The organism is Paenibacillus sp. VT-400, assembly GCF_001029205.1.
GTDB classification, from domain to species: Bacteria; Bacillota; Bacilli; order Paenibacillales; family Paenibacillaceae; genus Paenibacillus; species Paenibacillus amylolyticus.
This window is the reverse complement of sequence record NZ_LELF01000062.1, coordinates 192,890-209,432: the sequence shown is the minus strand read 5'-3', so window position 1 is coordinate 209,432 and position 16,543 is coordinate 192,890. Positions and strand designations below refer to the sequence as shown.

At 44.9% G+C, this 16,543-nt stretch carries 16 protein-coding genes; 7 read left to right on the top strand and 9 right to left on the bottom strand.

From position 1 onward, the window contains the following. Nucleotides 1-201: 201 nt before the first annotated feature. The 8 genes from EL84_RS09420 to EL84_RS09385 all read right to left on the bottom strand — a co-directional run bounded on the left by EL84_RS09420 (nt 202) and on the right by EL84_RS09385 (nt 7,172). Complete coding sequence (locus tag EL84_RS09420) at nt 202-1,290, bottom strand: low temperature requirement protein A (protein WP_047841488.1); 1,089 nt, start codon at nt 1,288-1,290, stop codon at nt 202-204. Between the two features lie 200 nt (nt 1,291-1,490). Then, the gene (locus tag EL84_RS09415; protein ID WP_047841487.1) at nt 1,491-2,447 is read right to left on the bottom strand and encodes a ring-cleaving dioxygenase; all 957 of its coding nucleotides are present in this window, start codon (nt 2,445-2,447) and stop codon (nt 1,491-1,493) included. Between the two features lie 144 nt (nt 2,448-2,591). Next, nucleotides 2,592-2,819: a DUF896 domain-containing protein gene (locus EL84_RS09410; protein ID WP_047841544.1), complete on the bottom strand. Its 228-nt coding sequence runs from the start codon at nt 2,817-2,819 to the stop codon at nt 2,592-2,594. Between the two features lie 250 nt (nt 2,820-3,069). Continuing rightward, the gene (locus tag EL84_RS09405; RefSeq protein WP_047841543.1) at nt 3,070-4,107 is read right to left on the bottom strand and encodes an SPFH domain-containing protein; all 1,038 of its coding nucleotides are present in this window, start codon (nt 4,105-4,107) and stop codon (nt 3,070-3,072) included. A gap of 46 nt (nt 4,108-4,153) precedes the next feature. Then, nucleotides 4,154-4,954 (bottom strand): TPM domain-containing protein, encoded by an 801-nt coding sequence (locus tag EL84_RS09400; RefSeq protein ID WP_047841486.1) that lies wholly within the window; start codon nt 4,952-4,954, stop codon nt 4,154-4,156. Beyond that, nucleotides 4,951-5,982, bottom strand: a complete 1,032-nt coding sequence (locus tag EL84_RS09395; protein ID WP_047841485.1) for a hypothetical protein — start codon at nt 5,980-5,982, stop codon at nt 4,951-4,953. The genes EL84_RS09400 and EL84_RS09395 overlap by 4 nt, the downstream gene beginning before the upstream one ends. 36 nt (nt 5,983-6,018) lie before the next feature. Next, entirely contained in the window at nt 6,019-6,723 is a 705-nt protein-coding gene (locus EL84_RS09390) for a PspA/IM30 family protein (protein WP_047841484.1), read from the bottom strand. Nucleotides 6,724-6,953: 230 nt separating this feature from the next. Next, on the bottom strand, nt 6,954-7,172 hold the full coding sequence (locus EL84_RS09385; RefSeq protein ID WP_047841483.1) for a hypothetical protein: 219 nt from the start codon (nt 7,170-7,172) through the stop codon (nt 6,954-6,956). A gap of 228 nt (nt 7,173-7,400) precedes the next feature. Between EL84_RS09385 and EL84_RS09380 the strand changes: the two genes are divergently transcribed. From EL84_RS09380 to EL84_RS09350, 7 genes are all read left to right on the top strand, one after another. Further along, on the top strand, nt 7,401-9,083 hold the full coding sequence (locus EL84_RS09380; RefSeq protein ID WP_047841482.1) for a sigma-54-dependent transcriptional regulator: 1,683 nt from the start codon (nt 7,401-7,403) through the stop codon (nt 9,081-9,083). Between the two features lie 166 nt (nt 9,084-9,249). Continuing rightward, complete coding sequence (locus tag EL84_RS09375) at nt 9,250-10,236, top strand: 2-keto-3-deoxygluconate permease (protein ID WP_036616292.1); 987 nt, start codon at nt 9,250-9,252, stop codon at nt 10,234-10,236. Between the two features lie 95 nt (nt 10,237-10,331). Beyond that, nucleotides 10,332-11,627, top strand: a complete 1,296-nt coding sequence (locus EL84_RS09370) for a four-carbon acid sugar kinase family protein (RefSeq protein ID WP_047841481.1) — start codon at nt 10,332-10,334, stop codon at nt 11,625-11,627. Continuing rightward, nucleotides 11,624-12,625, top strand: a complete 1,002-nt coding sequence (gene pdxA / locus EL84_RS09365; protein WP_047841480.1) for a 4-hydroxythreonine-4-phosphate dehydrogenase PdxA — start codon at nt 11,624-11,626, stop codon at nt 12,623-12,625. The genes EL84_RS09370 and pdxA overlap by 4 nt, the downstream gene beginning before the upstream one ends. A 306-nt stretch (nt 12,626-12,931) precedes the next feature. After that, entirely contained in the window at nt 12,932-13,498 is a 567-nt protein-coding gene (locus EL84_RS09360; protein ID WP_047841479.1) for a TetR/AcrR family transcriptional regulator, read from the top strand. Nucleotides 13,499-13,621: 123 nt separating this feature from the next. Beyond that, the gene (locus EL84_RS09355) at nt 13,622-14,743 is read left to right on the top strand and encodes an ABC transporter permease (RefSeq protein ID WP_047841478.1); all 1,122 of its coding nucleotides are present in this window, start codon (nt 13,622-13,624) and stop codon (nt 14,741-14,743) included. Continuing rightward, entirely contained in the window at nt 14,743-15,426 is a 684-nt protein-coding gene (locus EL84_RS09350) for an ABC transporter ATP-binding protein (RefSeq protein ID WP_047841477.1), read from the top strand. Before EL84_RS09355 ends, EL84_RS09350 begins: the two co-directional genes overlap by 1 nt. A 123-nt stretch (nt 15,427-15,549) precedes the next feature. On the opposite strand, the gene EL84_RS09345 is transcribed toward EL84_RS09350, so the two are convergent. Further along, nucleotides 15,550-16,491, bottom strand: coding sequence for a helix-turn-helix domain-containing protein (locus EL84_RS09345; protein WP_047841476.1), 942 nt, complete (start codon nt 16,489-16,491; stop codon nt 15,550-15,552). Nucleotides 16,492-16,543 lie beyond the last annotated feature (52 nt).

The following is a 16,543-nucleotide window of genomic DNA, read 5'->3' as shown; positions in this document are numbered from 1 at the left end:
CGTACACTCATTTTATAAAAAGATATTCTATGATCTGGTAGATTCACTTGTACATAGTCTCATATTAACAGATTCTACCGAAGAAATTAAATTAGATTTGTGCTTTATTTATATTATTAAAAAATGTCCAGAATTAGCGGCATAATAAAAAGCCACGGACACCTATTGTCCGTGACTTTTCTTCATTTTATTTTACTTATATCAAGTCGTAAGTTTCGCATACACCAGGAAGAATAACATGTCTTCGCCCATGATCACATAAGCAGGAACCCGGTAGACCAGATCCACAAGGACAAATGCCACCAGTAACCCCACCATGACTGCCAGATGACGTGGCCGGAGTCGTAGATGTGCGTGTCTGTAACGATGGAACACAAGTGATGTCGACAAGAAATACAGTAACGCTGATCCAAATACAAACCCCAGCATGAACACATAGTTTAACTGATTCTGATATAACAGCTGAATTGAGGCAGCGATCATACTCATGGAGATGTAGATGAACAGATGGCCGTATATGATCGCTTGCCCGGCAGTCTGAATCTCTTTGCTGACCTTTTTCTCCACGTTGTCGAAGTATTGCCACCATATCGCAATGACAAAGATGGACGTAAAGGCGGCAAACAAGATGGATTTCATATCCCAATGATCGGCTTGCAGCACCGCGATAATGCTTACCACCGATTCACCCAGCAGGATAAGTGTAAAGAGCGCGAAACGTTCCAACAAGTGATGGGTCTGAACCGGTACCTTTACCAGATTTTTGCGTCCGATCAGCGGAAGCACGATGTCCACGGCAATCCCCGCATACAAAATCACGTAGCGTAACCAGGAATCGAAGAACAATGAACCTGATGAGATCAATATGCCAATAAGGAAACAGATACCCAGGTAACGAGCCGCTTGCTGCTGATGCTCGCCTTTTGACTTGTGAGCCGTCAGATACTGAATCGCCGTAAATGCCCGTGAGCCGATATATCCAATGAAGAAGGACAGATAGTATTGGTCAAAATGGGTAGAGAGGCTTGCCGTCATGACCATAACGGACAGAAGCTGAAGGATGAGGAATATTCGATGGATCAGGATATCTTGACCATAGCGGTTAATAAACAAGGTCTGACCGACCCATGCCCACCAAACAGGGATAAAAATAAGCACAAACTTCATTAAATATTCAAACGTAATTACTCCGTGTTCGGCATGTAACAAGACATGACCCGCTTTGGAGACCGCTGCTACAAAGAGCAGATCGTAAAACAGCTCCAGCCAGGTAACCTTTTTCTCCATCATCCTTCGTTGCTCCTTTAGGTTTTTCATTTACACATACACTTCGATGACCGAATAACCCTCCAATCGCTGTTATCCCCAGATTTTTCGATTCCCTTTTCCTAAGGGAAAATCCGGGGATAGCATATGCTTCCGATGTAGCTTTCTTTCAGAAAGCTTTTAGGCGAACGCTTCGCTTTTTCAGGTTTTTTCTAGAACTCTTATTAATTCGCAGCTGTAGCAGGTACGAGTGTTCTTACCACGATCGGTTGCAGATTGTCCTCAATTTGAGGGCGGTATTTCTCAAACCACTCTGGCAGCATCAATTTTTGTCCAAGCGAATCAGCAGGTTCATCTTTGGCAAAACCCGGAGGATCTGTAGCAATTTCGAACAGAATGCCGCCAGCTTCTCTGAAGTAGATTGCGTTAAAGTACTGACGATCCCGAACTGGAGTCGGTTGGTAACCGTAATCACGTACAGCTTCACTCCACTGTGCATGCTCTTCATCGTCTTTGGCGCGCCATGCAATATGGTGCACGGTACCTGCGCCACCCATACCCAGAGCCATACGGGTCACTGGAACATCTACGACATTACCGATATCCCCGCTGGACCGGAAACGAGCATACTCTTCATTTTCACTTACTCTGACAAATCCCAAAATTTTCTCAAGAGCATCCATCGTTCTTTGCGGGTTAACACTGAACAGGACAGCACCACCGAAGCCTTTGATTGCTTTATCTGTTGGAATGCCCTCGTGCGCCCAAGTGCTGGTTGCTCCCTCTTCCCGTTCAACAAGCTCAAGCCGCAGGCCTTCGCCATCTTCGAATTGAAGCAGGTTTTCATTGAAGCGACTTGTTTTGGTTACCTCAATGTTATACTGTTCCAGACGATTCTGCCAGAAGCCAATCGACCCAGGAGGAATGACATAGGAAGTGATGCCGACCTGACCTCCGCCAATTTTGCCCCGTGGTGATCCAGCGGATGGGAAGAAGGTAATGATGGTACCTGGGCTTCCGTGTTCATCGCCAAAATACAGATGATATATATCAGGTGCATCGAAGTTGATTGTTTTTTTCACGAGACGAAGTCCCAGAACTCCGGCATAAAAATCAACGTTGGCCTGTGGATCTCCTGCGAAAGCTGTAATATGGTGAATACCTGCTGTTTGAATAGTCATGATTATTTCCTCCTTGGTTTGGTAAGCATGTTTTAAATTGAGTAGGTGTTATATTATTCGAGTTAGTTAAATGAGTTAGTTAGTTGATTTATAGTAAGTTTGTATTATCTTTAAATTAAGATATATGATCTAGCGAATTGTATTCTAGTCGTTATTTTGATTGGCCTGTTTTTGTTTCAATTTATCAGGAGTAACGTCATCGCCGTTTGGATCATAGATGGTTGCATTCAGCAGAATGTCGTTGACCGAACCGCGAAAAGTTTGCAGATATTCCTGGCGAAGACGAACCTGTTCCTCTTTCTCCATCCCCGTCAATCCGCCCTCTTTGGCTTTTCTTGAAAGTTCATTTATTCTGGTCAATGTTGGGATCATCATCTTGATCTCTCCTTGTGTAATGGATTAAAGATATTTGTTTGGTTTGCTATTTATATTTAAATTAAATATCTTAAGTTAAAGATAAATGATTTATGAGCGGTTGTCAACTCTTTTATCAAAATTAAATTACTGCACCCGTTCCTCTGCTCTACTCCATGTTGCTTTAAGTATGACTCCAAACAAAAAAAGGGCTAGCTCCGCAGTAATTTCACTTACTACGAACCTAGCCCTACATGTATTTATTTAATTAGCCCAGCTTTTGACCACAATTCGGACAGAAGTTGGCTCCTTCATTTTTGGCTCCACAGTTCGGGCAGAAGTTTGGCTTCTTGTTGCCTTCTGTAGATGAAGATGTATTTGACTCACCGTTGCTATTTCCCGCTGGTTTCTGGTCGTTATTTTGATTCTGAGACGAATTGGAATTATTGTTCTGGTTTTGGCCTTGGTTCATGTTTTTCATCATTTCATTGGCCATGTTCATACCCATCATCATACCAGCCATATCTGAGGCCGCGCCGCCGCCCTGTACTTTACCGGATGAGATGCCGTCTGTCATGCTGACCTGTTGATACTTTTGCAGATTACCAATCATCTCATGCGAAGCGGTCTTTGTAATCATATCCTGAATCTCTTTCGGATAATTGAAGCTCATCACCTGAAAACCGGTAATCCCAATCCCGATGTCCATCATCTGCATATCCAGATCTTCCTGAATACCTTTGGCAATATCCGATGCATTGGCCTGCAGGTTGAACATATCCTTCCCTTCACGGCTAATCCACTTCATTAGAAGCTGATCCAGCACGGAAGTGATACGGATTTTGACATCCTCCACCAGATAACTTTGTTTGATGCCTGCAATCTTATCAATCAGGGTGACATAGTCATTTACTTTGAAATTAAATGTTCCGTTCGCCCGAATCGGCATCCCACCCGGGAGCTGTGGTGTTGGAATTAACACCGGACTTTGTGTGCCCCAGCGCACAGTGAACTCTTTTGTATTTACAAACAAGACTTCGACCCGCATGCCACTGTTGAATCCGAATTTGAACCCTTTTAAGGTAGAAAGAAACGGAATGATCTCGGAATCGATATTAAATGATCCTTCGTCCTCGAAAATTCCTTCCACTTTACCGTTATTCAGAAAAATGGCGTCCTGACCGGAACGGATGATGAGTTTACTCCCCTTCTTGATCTCTCGGTTACTCCACTTCCAAAATATCATGTCATCTCTGAACTCTTCCCATTCCACCACATTCGAAAATTGATTTCTGAAAAATCCCATATTCATTTCCATCCCTTCTATTTAACGTAATCCGATTACTCAGTTACTAAAACGACCCTCTACTTCCACTGTGTGAGTGACCACCTCGGGAGGTACCTCCACCGCCGCCTCCGCCACCGTTGTTATTGTTCTTCTCGATTTTGCGCTTGGTTACGGTTGTACGGATATAACGATCCTGACGATCAATTACACTGGAATTGCTTGAATCTTCATAAGTCGCACGATTGACCGTGACACGTCCCCCGGAACGATAGGTCATAATACCAACAACAATACCGCCAAGAATCACAGATACTCCCAACTGAAACCAACCGTTGAACAAAATATTGTTTGGATTCACACCAGGTTCATACCCCATATATTTGTAAGAGAGCTCAATATATTTCTCAAATGCGAGTTTATAATCTCCATTGGACAATTCAGAGGTAATTCGGGTACGGATAGCATCAAGCCGCTGATCGTCCAGATACTCTTTTGCCTTATAAAACCCAGCCAAATATACTTCACGATTATTCATGTCCATCGTCAATATGACAGCATTACCATGTTCTTTATCGTATCCTAGCCTCTGCTCATCATAAAAATCTTCAGTTAAGAGTATAATATCCTGATTCTCAACATTATTTGTTGTCAAAATAACAAAGTCCGTCTGCCGTTCAGCGCCATACTGATTCGCAAGTAGATTCAATTCACTTTTCTCCTGCTCACTCAGCAGGTTGGCCTCATCGTAGATGAGATTTTTGCTCTCCGCTGCGGATGCCGATGACATGGGAATCAACGGAGCAACAAGGGTTATCATAAGTAAAATGAGCGTAGCCATCACGGCCAGAGGGGTTCTTTTTCTCATAAGAATCCACCTCCCATCATCCAGGAAACCAGCTTCAGTGACAGTAACGAGACCGCAGAGACTCCTGCGAACCATCCGGCCACTTTGGCTTTGCTGATCGGTGGTTTGCCGACCACTTTACCTGTCTGACCATTCATGGCAAAGGTATACTGTGCCCGATTGTAGTCATAGTTGACCATCCACACCGGGAGCAGCACATAGTCTGCATTTTTGAGCGTGGTATCAATCTGTTTATCCGTGTAGCTCACACTGCTATAACCAGACACGGTTGAAGCAATATAAGAATCAATGTACGATCTTGTTTTATCCTTGGCCCGTGGGAAAAGTTCCTCGTCCGTATAACTGTATTTTTCCGCAATGTACCCCGCCAGATACGGGGTCTTGAACAATTTCAGCTGATTATATGGAAAAGGCTCAAGCTTATCCATCAGTTCATCTTTCATTTTCTCCGATGCATCGATGGGCAGGTTCACGTAATTCAGCCGAATCCGGCGGTATATATCAAAATGCTGTGTTTCCGTGTAATGGTAGTCGCCCTGGGTGTAGGATCTGACCTTGGTGCCACGACCATGCACTTCGATTTTGTTATGTAACTCATACAACCAAAACGGCACGTACATGCCGGTAATGCTCTGAATCCGATCGGCGGACATGAAGCCACTTGGCGTTAACAGGCCGTTTTTGCACCACTTTTTGAAAGCCTGCTTGGCTTGATCCTTGTTGATCGAAAAGGGAATCACCATCGCGGGGGCCAGATTGCCCGTCAGCCGATCACTGAGTACAACCGCTGCACCGCAGAAACTACATGTCGTCGCACTGGTCTCCGGTTCTGTCACAATGTCAGCTCCGCAGCTGTTACAGTGGTATTCTTTGACCTCGTTTTCGGTGAATACTTGTCTTTTCAAGGGATCGGGGATCTGCTCTATGTTGTCCTGGCGGCCGCAGCTGGGACAGGATAATGCACCTGACACACTGTCAAAGATCATACCACTGCCGCAGTTTGGACATTTATATTCAATAACCGGCATCTGCTCACCTCAATGTTAACGAAATGGTGTAACGTATTACTTATTATTCAGCTTTTCCTGAATCGCTGCGAGTTCTTCCTCTGCACTTGGCGACGCATTCTCATTATTACCCGCATCTGCGTTCATGTCCCTCTCCAACTGGGCAATTAATTCGTCCAAATCATCTTCCTGTGTCCCAGCACGAAGTTCTGCCAAAGCCTCTGCTTCGTTCAGCGCCTGATTCGCCTTGTCTTCCATGGCCTTCAATGCAGCATCAGCTCTGCCCGCAGATGCATTCCGTTCGTTGGTCTGTTGCTGCGCCTTTGCATCTGCCATGCGACCTTTCAGTTCTGCATGTCGCGCTTCCAGTTGCCCCAGATCTGCAACCAGTTTATCGTTCATATGCTTCATCATCTTGGCTTTGGCGGAAGCACGTTCATAGGCGGCTTGTAATTCATTCAATTTGTCAGCCAGCTTCACTTTCTTCTCCAGAAAACCACGTGCCTTGTCTTCGTCTCCCGACTCCGCTGATTTTTCCGCATACCGCTGTAATTTCTTGACCTCGGCGCTACACTCATCCAATGCTCGCTTCGCCCGGCTCTCATCCGACAGCACCGCTGTCGTTTCAGCCTTCACCTGACCCAGATCACTGCTCAGGCTGCGCATATATTCATTCACACTTTTCTCCGGGTCTTCCGCCCGAGACAACATGTGGTTCACATTGGCCTTCATCACGTCTTTAAACCTCGATAAGATTCCCATTACTTGTTCCTCCTCCGAAAAGTTCATATGTATACTATAATACATGAATACGCCCACATACGTTTCACATTTCACGATGGCAAGTGGAGTTACTACGATCCAAAGTAAGTTAATGATGGAGCAATATAAGAAAAAGACGAGCACTTATAGTGTCGCCTTATAACCTTGCATAAACACACAAAATCTCAAGTACTAATCCTTTCTCGCAATCCACAAATCCCTACCTAAATCTATGGCTCCACCGGAAGGCTCTCCACCGCTGTGAAAAACACATCCAATAGCTCAACGTTATACGTTTTATGGACGTATTCGGTTATTAACGACACATCCTCTTCCCTCTGATACTCCAGACATGGACGGCCCTCACTCCACAGCACCCTGCACGGGAACTTCCCGACAACATCCTTAATGATGTGATCCGGCTCAGCCACTTTATGAATGTCTCCCATATGAAATCTCCTCGCTTCTCCACACTTATCATGTGCAACTATGCATTAATTTTGAGATAGATAACGATTCGATTCAGTGCACTTCATCACATTCCACTCGGAGAGTTATGAAGGCATAACACACAGGCATTTTGCAGACACAATAGGGCTGGTTCCCCCATAGGTGCCATTCCTTCGCAAGTTGGCTATAATAAGGGGATCAAAGTTTTCTATAAAGGCAGGAAAAATATGCGTACACGAGTTCACTTTATTGCTCCCTACGAATCGATGATTCCTATTATACAAGAGTGCATTCCTCGCTTTCCCCAGTTAACCATTCAGACGGACGTGGGCGACTTGGCAAACGGTGTGGAATTAGCAACTCAAGCTGAGAAAAATGGTGCAGAGATTATCATCAGCCGCGGCGGAACCGCCCAACTCATTAAAAAAGCAGTGACCATTCCCGTCATTGATATGCAGTTATCGGGCTATGATATGATTCGTTCACTTACACTGGCAAGCCAGTTTAACGGCCAAACAGCCATTGTTGGCTTCTCCAACATCACCTCTGGTGCACAATCGATTATTGATCTGATGGATCTGCCCCTCAAGGTCTATACCATACATAGCTCGGAAGATGTGGCACGATTACTCTTGGAGTTGAAAGCTTCCGGGTACCGACAGATTGTCGGAGATGTGATCACCGTCAACACCGCGAAGACCTACGGTCTGGAGGGGTTGTTAATCCAATCCGGACAGGAATCCATCCTTAGAGCGATGGAGGATGCACAGCTGGTCTACCGTTATTTGAGCAAAAATCATGCGATATCGATCATCTTGAATGACCTGGTTACACGGGAACACCCCAATTTACTTATTTTAAATGAACGGAATGAAGTTGTATTCGAGAACCTGACCGATTTTGGGAAAAATCCACTGACCGATAATCACATATATCTGACCAACACCAGCCTGGAGTTCCATCAATCCCAGATCCAAAATGTGTTCATGGTGGATGATTACCAGCTCACGGTTAACGCCTATGAAACGACCCTGGACAACAAGAACTACAAGGTATATATGCTGGAAAAAGGACAACCCTATGCCTTTGCACAATTCGGCATCACAACGTTCACCGACGCATCGATGGAGCCTATCGTTGCCGAATCCCCTGCCATGCAGGCGGTATTGAAGAACATGCGAGCACTTTACGAGAATCATGAACCGATCTTTCTGCGGGGTGAAGCAGATTCCGGTAAATCTTTTCTGGTCAAACATATTCATCAGATGTACTCCGGTGGTGGACTGTTATTACAGATGGATCTCTCGCAAGTTCCGCCCGGTCATTTGCACAAGATACCACTCGCCAAGGTTAGAAATGTAGAAATTAACCACATGGAAACACGTATGGAAGATCCGGAGTTGCTCGCCTTTATCCAGAGCTGCCTTCAAAATCAGATTGGGGTGTTTATACTCGGGGAACAGATAATGAACCCGCAGTGGTCACTTGATCTGGAGCTTAATACAATCATGATGCCAAATCTTGCGGATAGACCAGAAGATCTGGCTCCACTGATGCAGCATTTCCTGACGGATTACTACCACAAATACGGAACTACTGCGGTGAGAATCAAAGAAGATGCTCTACAGCTGATCCAAGATCAGATCACACATATGAATGTCAACCAGCTGAAACATCTGATCAAGCAGGCTGCACTCAACGAACAAGATTATGTAATCACCACGGCTACCTTGTCCCGCTTGCTGGATCAGCAACCTTCTTCAAGCCCAATGAAGTTGAACGGTACGCTGAAGGAGATTGAGAAAGAAGTTATTCAGTTCGTGCTTCAGGAGGAAAATAACAATCAATCAAAGGCCGCAGAGCGTCTGGGGATTAACCGGGCCACATTATGGCGTAAACTTAAAGATTAACTTTAAGTTTGCGTCTTTTTTATCGCTTTTATGTGTTGCATTTTTAAACAGTTAACAGCGTATTTAAAATTTACAATAATTTATTGTTGCTATATTAAACGATATGGGATAATATAATCCCTGCAAGCGCTTCATAAAAACGATTACTTCATAAGGAGCTACTACTATGAACATTAAAGCAACTTTAGATCGCATCCCTGGCGGTATGATGGTCGTTCCCCTGTTACTTGGTGCAACCATTAATACATTCTTCCCGAATGCCCTGCGCATTGGCGGATTCACGGAAGCACTTTTTGTTAACAGTGCCAGTACTTTGATTGCCCTGTTCCTGTTCATTGCGGGTACACAGATTACGTTTAAAACAGCAGGTTCCTCTGTCGGCAAAGGTTTGACCTTGCTTACGTTCAAATGGGTGATTGGTGCAGCCCTTGGTTTTATCGCTATTTTGTTCGCGGATTCAAACGGGTTATTTCTCGGTCTGGCCCCGCTTGCCATTATTGCTGCGATGACTAACTCTAATGGCGGTTTGTACATTGCTCTCGCCGGCCAATACGGGAAAGAAGATGACAAAGCAGCCTACCCTTTCCTCGCTCTCAGTGATGGTCCTTTCCTGACCATGGTAGCGCTCTCCATCTTTGGTGCGATGGGTTTTGCAAACGGTATGTTTTCCCCTATGGCCTTTGTTGCGGTATTGCTTCCACTCATCGTTGGTGTCATTATTGGTAATCTGGACCGTAATCTGGCGGAATGGCTGCATAAAGGCAGTGACAAACTTGTTCCGTTCTTTGCATTTGCTCTGGGTATGAACATTAGCTTCTCCTCCATCATTCAAGGTGGTCTTAGCGGAATTTTACTGGGTGTGTTAACCGTGTTATTAACGGGCGGAATCGGTTTCCTGCTCTTTAAAGCCATCGGCTGGAACCCCATCGTGGGTGCTTCCGAAGGTTCAACTGCAGGGAATGCCGTAGGTACACCTGCTGCCATCGTGGCTGCTAATGCTTCATTTGGCCCAATTGCCGAGATTGCTACGGTGCAAATTGCAGCGAGCGTTGTAACAACAGCCATCCTGTTGCCGATCTTCATCGGGTTCCTCTCCAAACGATTAGAGAAATCAGGTGGAGTAGAGAAATACAATCAACGACCAACCACATAAATGGGTATCACCTGATTTAATTTGCTTAATCTGTGCTTAATGGATGATCTGAACGGACTTTTTATTAAATTGTGCTTACAAGGAGGGATGACTGCATGAAATTAGCCATTATTGCAGATGATTTGACCGGTGCCAATGACAGCGGGGTGCAGCTTGCCCGTCACGGCTTAAAGACCAGTGTTCTTTTTAATATAGATGAAGGCCCTCTTACACGTTACGATGCCGTCGTCTTTGATACAGATAGTCGTTCCATATCCTCGCAGGAAGCGTATGACCGTGTATATCGGGCTGCTGAATTGCTGACGAACAACGGATTTGAGACGATTTTCAAAAAAATGGACTCCACCATGCGTGGTAATATCGGCATCGAGATTGATGCTGTATATGATGTCGTAAAGCCGGACTTTATGATGATTGCCCCGGGTTATCCAAAAAATAACCGGACGATATTGGAAGGAATTCATTACCTGAACGGCGTTCCGCTGGCAGATACTGAAATTGCCCATGATCCGAAGACACCTGTAACGATTTCCTACCTTCCGGACTTGTTGAAACAACAGACCAAGTACGAAGTTGGCGAGATCACCGTCGCCGATCTGGAAGCCGGGCAGAATCATATTCGCACCAAGCTAGAGCAGTTGAAAACAAAGAATATCCCGTATGTAATGGTGGACTCCACCGAAGAAAGACATCTGGAACTGATTCTGCAGATGACTCGTGAGTTGGAGTATACCTTTACTTGGGCAGGTTCGGCGGGCATTGCCAATTACCTCCCCGCACATTACGAGTTGGAATCCAGGGCTGCGTCACTTGATATCCCGGAGAATTCCGGTCCAATCCTAACGGTGGTTGGCAGCGTGAACAAAAACTCCCGCGAGCAGCTGCATCGCTTGATGCGCAAGTCCCGCGTAGCTTCAGTCTCCTTCCATTCTTTCAAAGCGGTATCCGCAACCGCAGACCGCACGGAAGAGATGGAACGTGTCTATAACGAGGTTCGAGACAAAGCGCTGGAAGGACAAGATGTTGTCCTCTACTCCACCGCTGAACAGGTGGATATCGAACTGGCACGAGCAACGGGCGAAATTCGTGGTCTCAATCACACGGAAGTCAGCAACGAGATTGTACTTGCGATGGGTGAGATCTGTGCCAGACTGCTGGAAGAGGGACTTTTCAAAGGGGTATCCATGACCGGTGGCGATACGGCAAAACAAATCTGTCTGAAATGGAATATTAGCGGCTTCGAGCTGCTGGATGAGCTTGAAATCGGCGTGCCGATCTCCAAGTTTATCGGGATTGATGATCTGCATGTGATTACCAAAGCAGGCGGATTCGGCAAACCGGATGTCTTTATCCATGCGATTCAAAAATTAAAAGGGGGTATTCTCGTATGAAACCTACAATTGGAATTACGATGGGCGACGCAGCAGGTATTGGACCGGAGATTATTATGAAAGCACTGGGTCATCAAGAGATGTACAATCAGTGCAATCCACTCGTTATCGGTGATGCGAAGATTCTGGAGCGTGTGTTGCCTGTCATCGGTTCAAGTCTGAACGTTAACGCGATTCAAGAGCCTTCTGAAGCCAAGTATGAATTCGGTACTGTGGATGTGATTGATCTGAACCTCGTTCCTGCGGATCTGGAATACGGTAAAGTATCTGCCGTGGCTGGAGATGCAGCATTCCAGTTTCTCGCCAAAGCCATTGATCTTGCCAAAAAACAGCAGATTCACTCCATCTGCACCGCGCCATTGAACAAGGAAGCTCTTCATCAGGGCGGGCACCTGTATCCGGGGCACACCGAGATTCTGGCAGACCTGACGGATACACAAGACTTCTCGATGATGCTGACCACGCCGAATCTGCGCGTTATTCACCTGACAACACACATGGGTCTGATCGATGCTATTGCAAGTATTAACCCGGAAAGAACCTACACCGTTGTGAAGCTTGCTCATGATACGTTGAAAAAAGCAGGCTTTGAGAATCCGCGCGTTGCCGTATGCGGAATCAATCCTCATGCCGGAGAGAACGGCTTGTTCGGTAATGGTGAAGAAGAAGAGAAACTGCAGCCCGGCATTGAGCGTGCGCAGCAGGAAGGCATTAACGTCGTTGGTCCACTCCCGGCGGACACACTCTTCTTCCGCGCTGGTCGCGGTGACTTCGATATCGTTGTAGCCTGCTACCACGACCAAGGTCATGCACCGATCAAGGTGATGGGCATTGAGGAAGGTGTGAACATCACCGTTGGCCTGAAAGGTGGTATCATCCGTACGTCTGTTGACCACGGTACGGCCTTTGATATCGCTGGCAAAAATATCGCAGATGATAAAAGCATGCTGGCTGCCATCCGCTCTGCTATTGAGCTGGCGCCGAAGGATCGAGGATAACATCAAGATTCATTCGGTACATGCGTGAGTCTGATCGTAAGATCAATTGTATTCGTATCGGTATATATTCGGTATTCAATAAATAGAAGGAAAAAGGCAAACCCTCTGTAAGTTCAAGGGTTTGCCTTTTTGTATATCGTCCACCCATTTATTCAGACCAATAGTCTTGGTTGGTATTATGGCCATCAAACATATGCTAAACTGATCATAATAAGCAAGTAAAGTGAAGAACTCCTGTAAACCTGCAGTACACATCGATTGCGTGAAGTTCACACTGACTTTAAATGATAAAAAGGAAGAGATTTAATGGGACGAAAACAATCTTTTACTGAAACAGAGCTACTCGACACAACTAAAAAATTAGTACTTGAGCATGGCTATGACGGTTTTCATCTCAAGCTGCTCTCACAGCATCTGTCTGGAGCCCGGAGCACGATATATCAATATTACGCGAATAAAGAAGAGATCGTTGCTGCTTGCATGAAGCGCTCCATATCAACCGTATTAGAGAATTCATTAGCCATTGATGAGACTGATCCAATGGATGCTCTTGAGCAACTGCTTCTGATCTACGCAGAAGAATCTAAGCTCCATCAACTTCTGGGAGATGCCAGTAAAATTAATACAACTAATTCTGCTGCGGCAGCGATAGATCTTGAATTTATTGAGGAAGCACATAGGACCCTAAAAATTCAATTATCACGCTTATTTGAACGTGCACAGCAGGATCAGGCCCTCCGGCAAGATATTCCTCTACCTGTACTTGTTGGTGTTTTCTTCAACTTAATTAATACGCCTAACATGATGAATATCCCTACGCCTGATTGGGGGAAGCTGTTGTTTCAAATGTGGGTTGGTGGAGCCAAGAGCTAGATTTATTCTTGGATTAAATTTGACACATGTGTCATTTATATCGTTTAATTATATAAACCACGTGGCTACACCTCTAATTTGACACTTGTGTCAACAAAAATGAAAGAAGGAGTTGAACAGATCATGTTTTTAGCGATGAAGGAGTTAATGCATAGTAAAATGAAGTTTTTGATGATTATCATTATCTTCGTACTAATGGCTTGGTTGGTATTTATTTTATCCGGTCTGGGAAATGGATTATCTACGCTAGCCGCATCAACATTCAAGACCATGAAGGCTGATTATGTCATCTTTGAAGAAGGGTCACAGTCTTCAATGAGCAAGTCGCTGCTGTCAGATCAATTGGTCGCTGAGGCAGAAAAACTGCCAAATGTGGATGCTGCTGCACCCATGGGAAGTACGATGGCAACGGCACTGAAAGAGAATAGCACCAAGAATGAAGATAAGGTAGATATAGCGATTATAGGAATTGACCCAGGAAGCTTCCTGGAACCAGCTATTGTAGAAGGTAAAAGCCTGTCTTCCGATAACCCTACGGGTGTCGTGGTGAATTCAACCCTAAAAGATGAGGGCTATAATATTGGGGACACCTTTCAACTGGATGGCACGACGGAATCATTGACGATTATCGGATTTGTGGAGAATCAGACGTATAACCACGTTGCATCCGTATTTACCCCAATGGCTGAATGGCGGAAGATTGCCTTCGCGGCTCCAGGTTCAGATAAAGGAATTGCCGGACCGGTTAATGCGATCATGTTACAAGGCGAAAATATTGATCCAGAAGCTATAAATAAAGAGTTATCCAGCACAGATACAGTTACCCGAGCAGCAGCTGTACAAGGAATGCCAGGATACAAAGAAGAGAACGGTACGATTCTAATGATGCTTGCATTTCTACTCGCGATCTCTGCATTTGTACTCGGGGTATTCTTCTATGTCATTACGATGCAAAAAACTAACCAGTTTGGCATTATGAAAGCGATAGGCGCTAGTAACCGTTTCTTGGGAAAAGCCATTATCTCGCAAGTGTTTGTACTTTCGCTGACTAGTATTGTTGTTGGAATCTTGCTGACTTATGGGACAGCAGCAATTATGCCAAAAGGAATGCCATTTAAGCTGGAAACCAGTCTTGTCTTCAATTATTCTGTTATCTTGCTGGTTATTGCTATGTTAAGTTCACTGGTATCTGTTCGCAAAATTACTAAGATTGATCCGCTTAAGGCGCTCGGGAGGGTTGAATAATGAGTAAGGGACTGCACATGCGGGAAGTCACCATGTATTATGCCGAAGGAAACAATCGGATCACCGCGCTTGATCATGTATCCATATCCGTGGAACCGGGGGAGTTTGTTGCTGTAGTTGGACCTTCTGGTTCTGGTAAAAGTACATTCTTATCTATTGCTGGGGCCATGCTGAAAGCCTCCGAAGGAGATATTCAACTAAACGGAAATCATATTTCGAAGCTTACGGAGAAAGAGTTATCTAATATAAGGTTGCAAGAAGTTGGATTTATTATGCAATCTTCAAATCTAGTTCCCTATCTAAATGTTCTGGATCAACTGCTAGTTGTAAAAAGAATGGCGGGGACGATTAAAAAAGAGGATAAGGCATTTGCCACCAAGCTGTTGGAAGAACTGGGGCTGGGTTTGAAGTTAAAAAGTTTTCCCGGAGAGTTATCCGGTGGTGAGAAACAACGGACAGCCATTGCTCGTTCTTTAATGAATAATCCCAACATCATCTTAGCCGATGAACCAACCGCCAGTTTGGATACCAAACGAGCCCATGAAGTGGTTAGTCTAATCGCGCAAGAAGTGAAATCACGCCAAAAAGCGGCCATTATGGTTACCCATGATGAGCGTATGCTTGAATATTGTGACAAAGTATATCGGATGTATGATGGCGGTTTGTCCCTAGCTGAATCGTAAATATATGGACCAAACAATATACCATTTCTCTTCTCTATTCTTTCTTTTATAAAAAGCTTCTATTCAGAAAAGAGTAACATGTTAAGTAGATTTTAGTTCTGTCCATCACTCTCCTCGTCCCTCTCACTCTAGGCTCCCAAGTGGTTCGGGTCTCTCACCCACAAGCATAACTTCACGCTCGCTCTGTGAATGTCTGCTTCGGCGATATGCACTTGGTGACATTCCGTTCTGTTTGTTGAAGATGCGGTTGAACTGGGAAAAGCTTGTGAACCCACACTGTGCAGCAATATCTGTGATTTTCTCACTCGAATTCAGCAGCAATTGCTGGGCATTCCGAATACGGGTCATCTGCACATACTCCGTGAAGGTGAAGCCGGTAACCTTATTGAATTGGCGAGACAAGTGATGGGCACTTACATAAAAGCGTTTGGATACCTCATCCAGAGATAAATCCTGCTGATAATGACTATGAATATAGGATGCAATGGCATACATACGTCGGGACATCGATGATCCTGTCTCTTCACGCACATACCCGTTCTCTGCCGAGTAACGATGAAGGTCACAGAGAAACTCCACGAACTTGCTATGAATCATAACCGATTGAAGTGCAGAAGGCTGCTGCGATATAGCAAAAATATCATTGATCGGCGCGAGGACTTCCTTGCGTCTTTCTTCTGTAAATCGGAATATCGGGACCGGTTTATTAAAAATCGAAAACAGCTCTGTGTAACCGCTCTCAAGACCAGGTGTATTACGTGGCATGGCAAAGGTGATCATCAATCGTTTCGGCGGGGCACCCTTCGGATATTGCGTTTTATGCAACAATGAAGGCCGCAACAGAACGATATCCAGAGGCTGGATCTCATATAAACTGCCCTCAATGATGTGCGCAGCCGTGCGATCGAGAAGGATACAGATTTCATAGAAATCATGGAAATGCTGAAATTCCATATTCAGTTCATGGGAGCGCTCGTCATAATCCAGATGATAAAAAAGTGAATCTCCAGGCTGGTTCACATGGATCGCATATCCTTGCTCGTATGCCAAAACCGATGGTGTCATGGACATGCCCCCTATCCTGATTCTAATGATTTTATTTTAGCATGAAATGCAA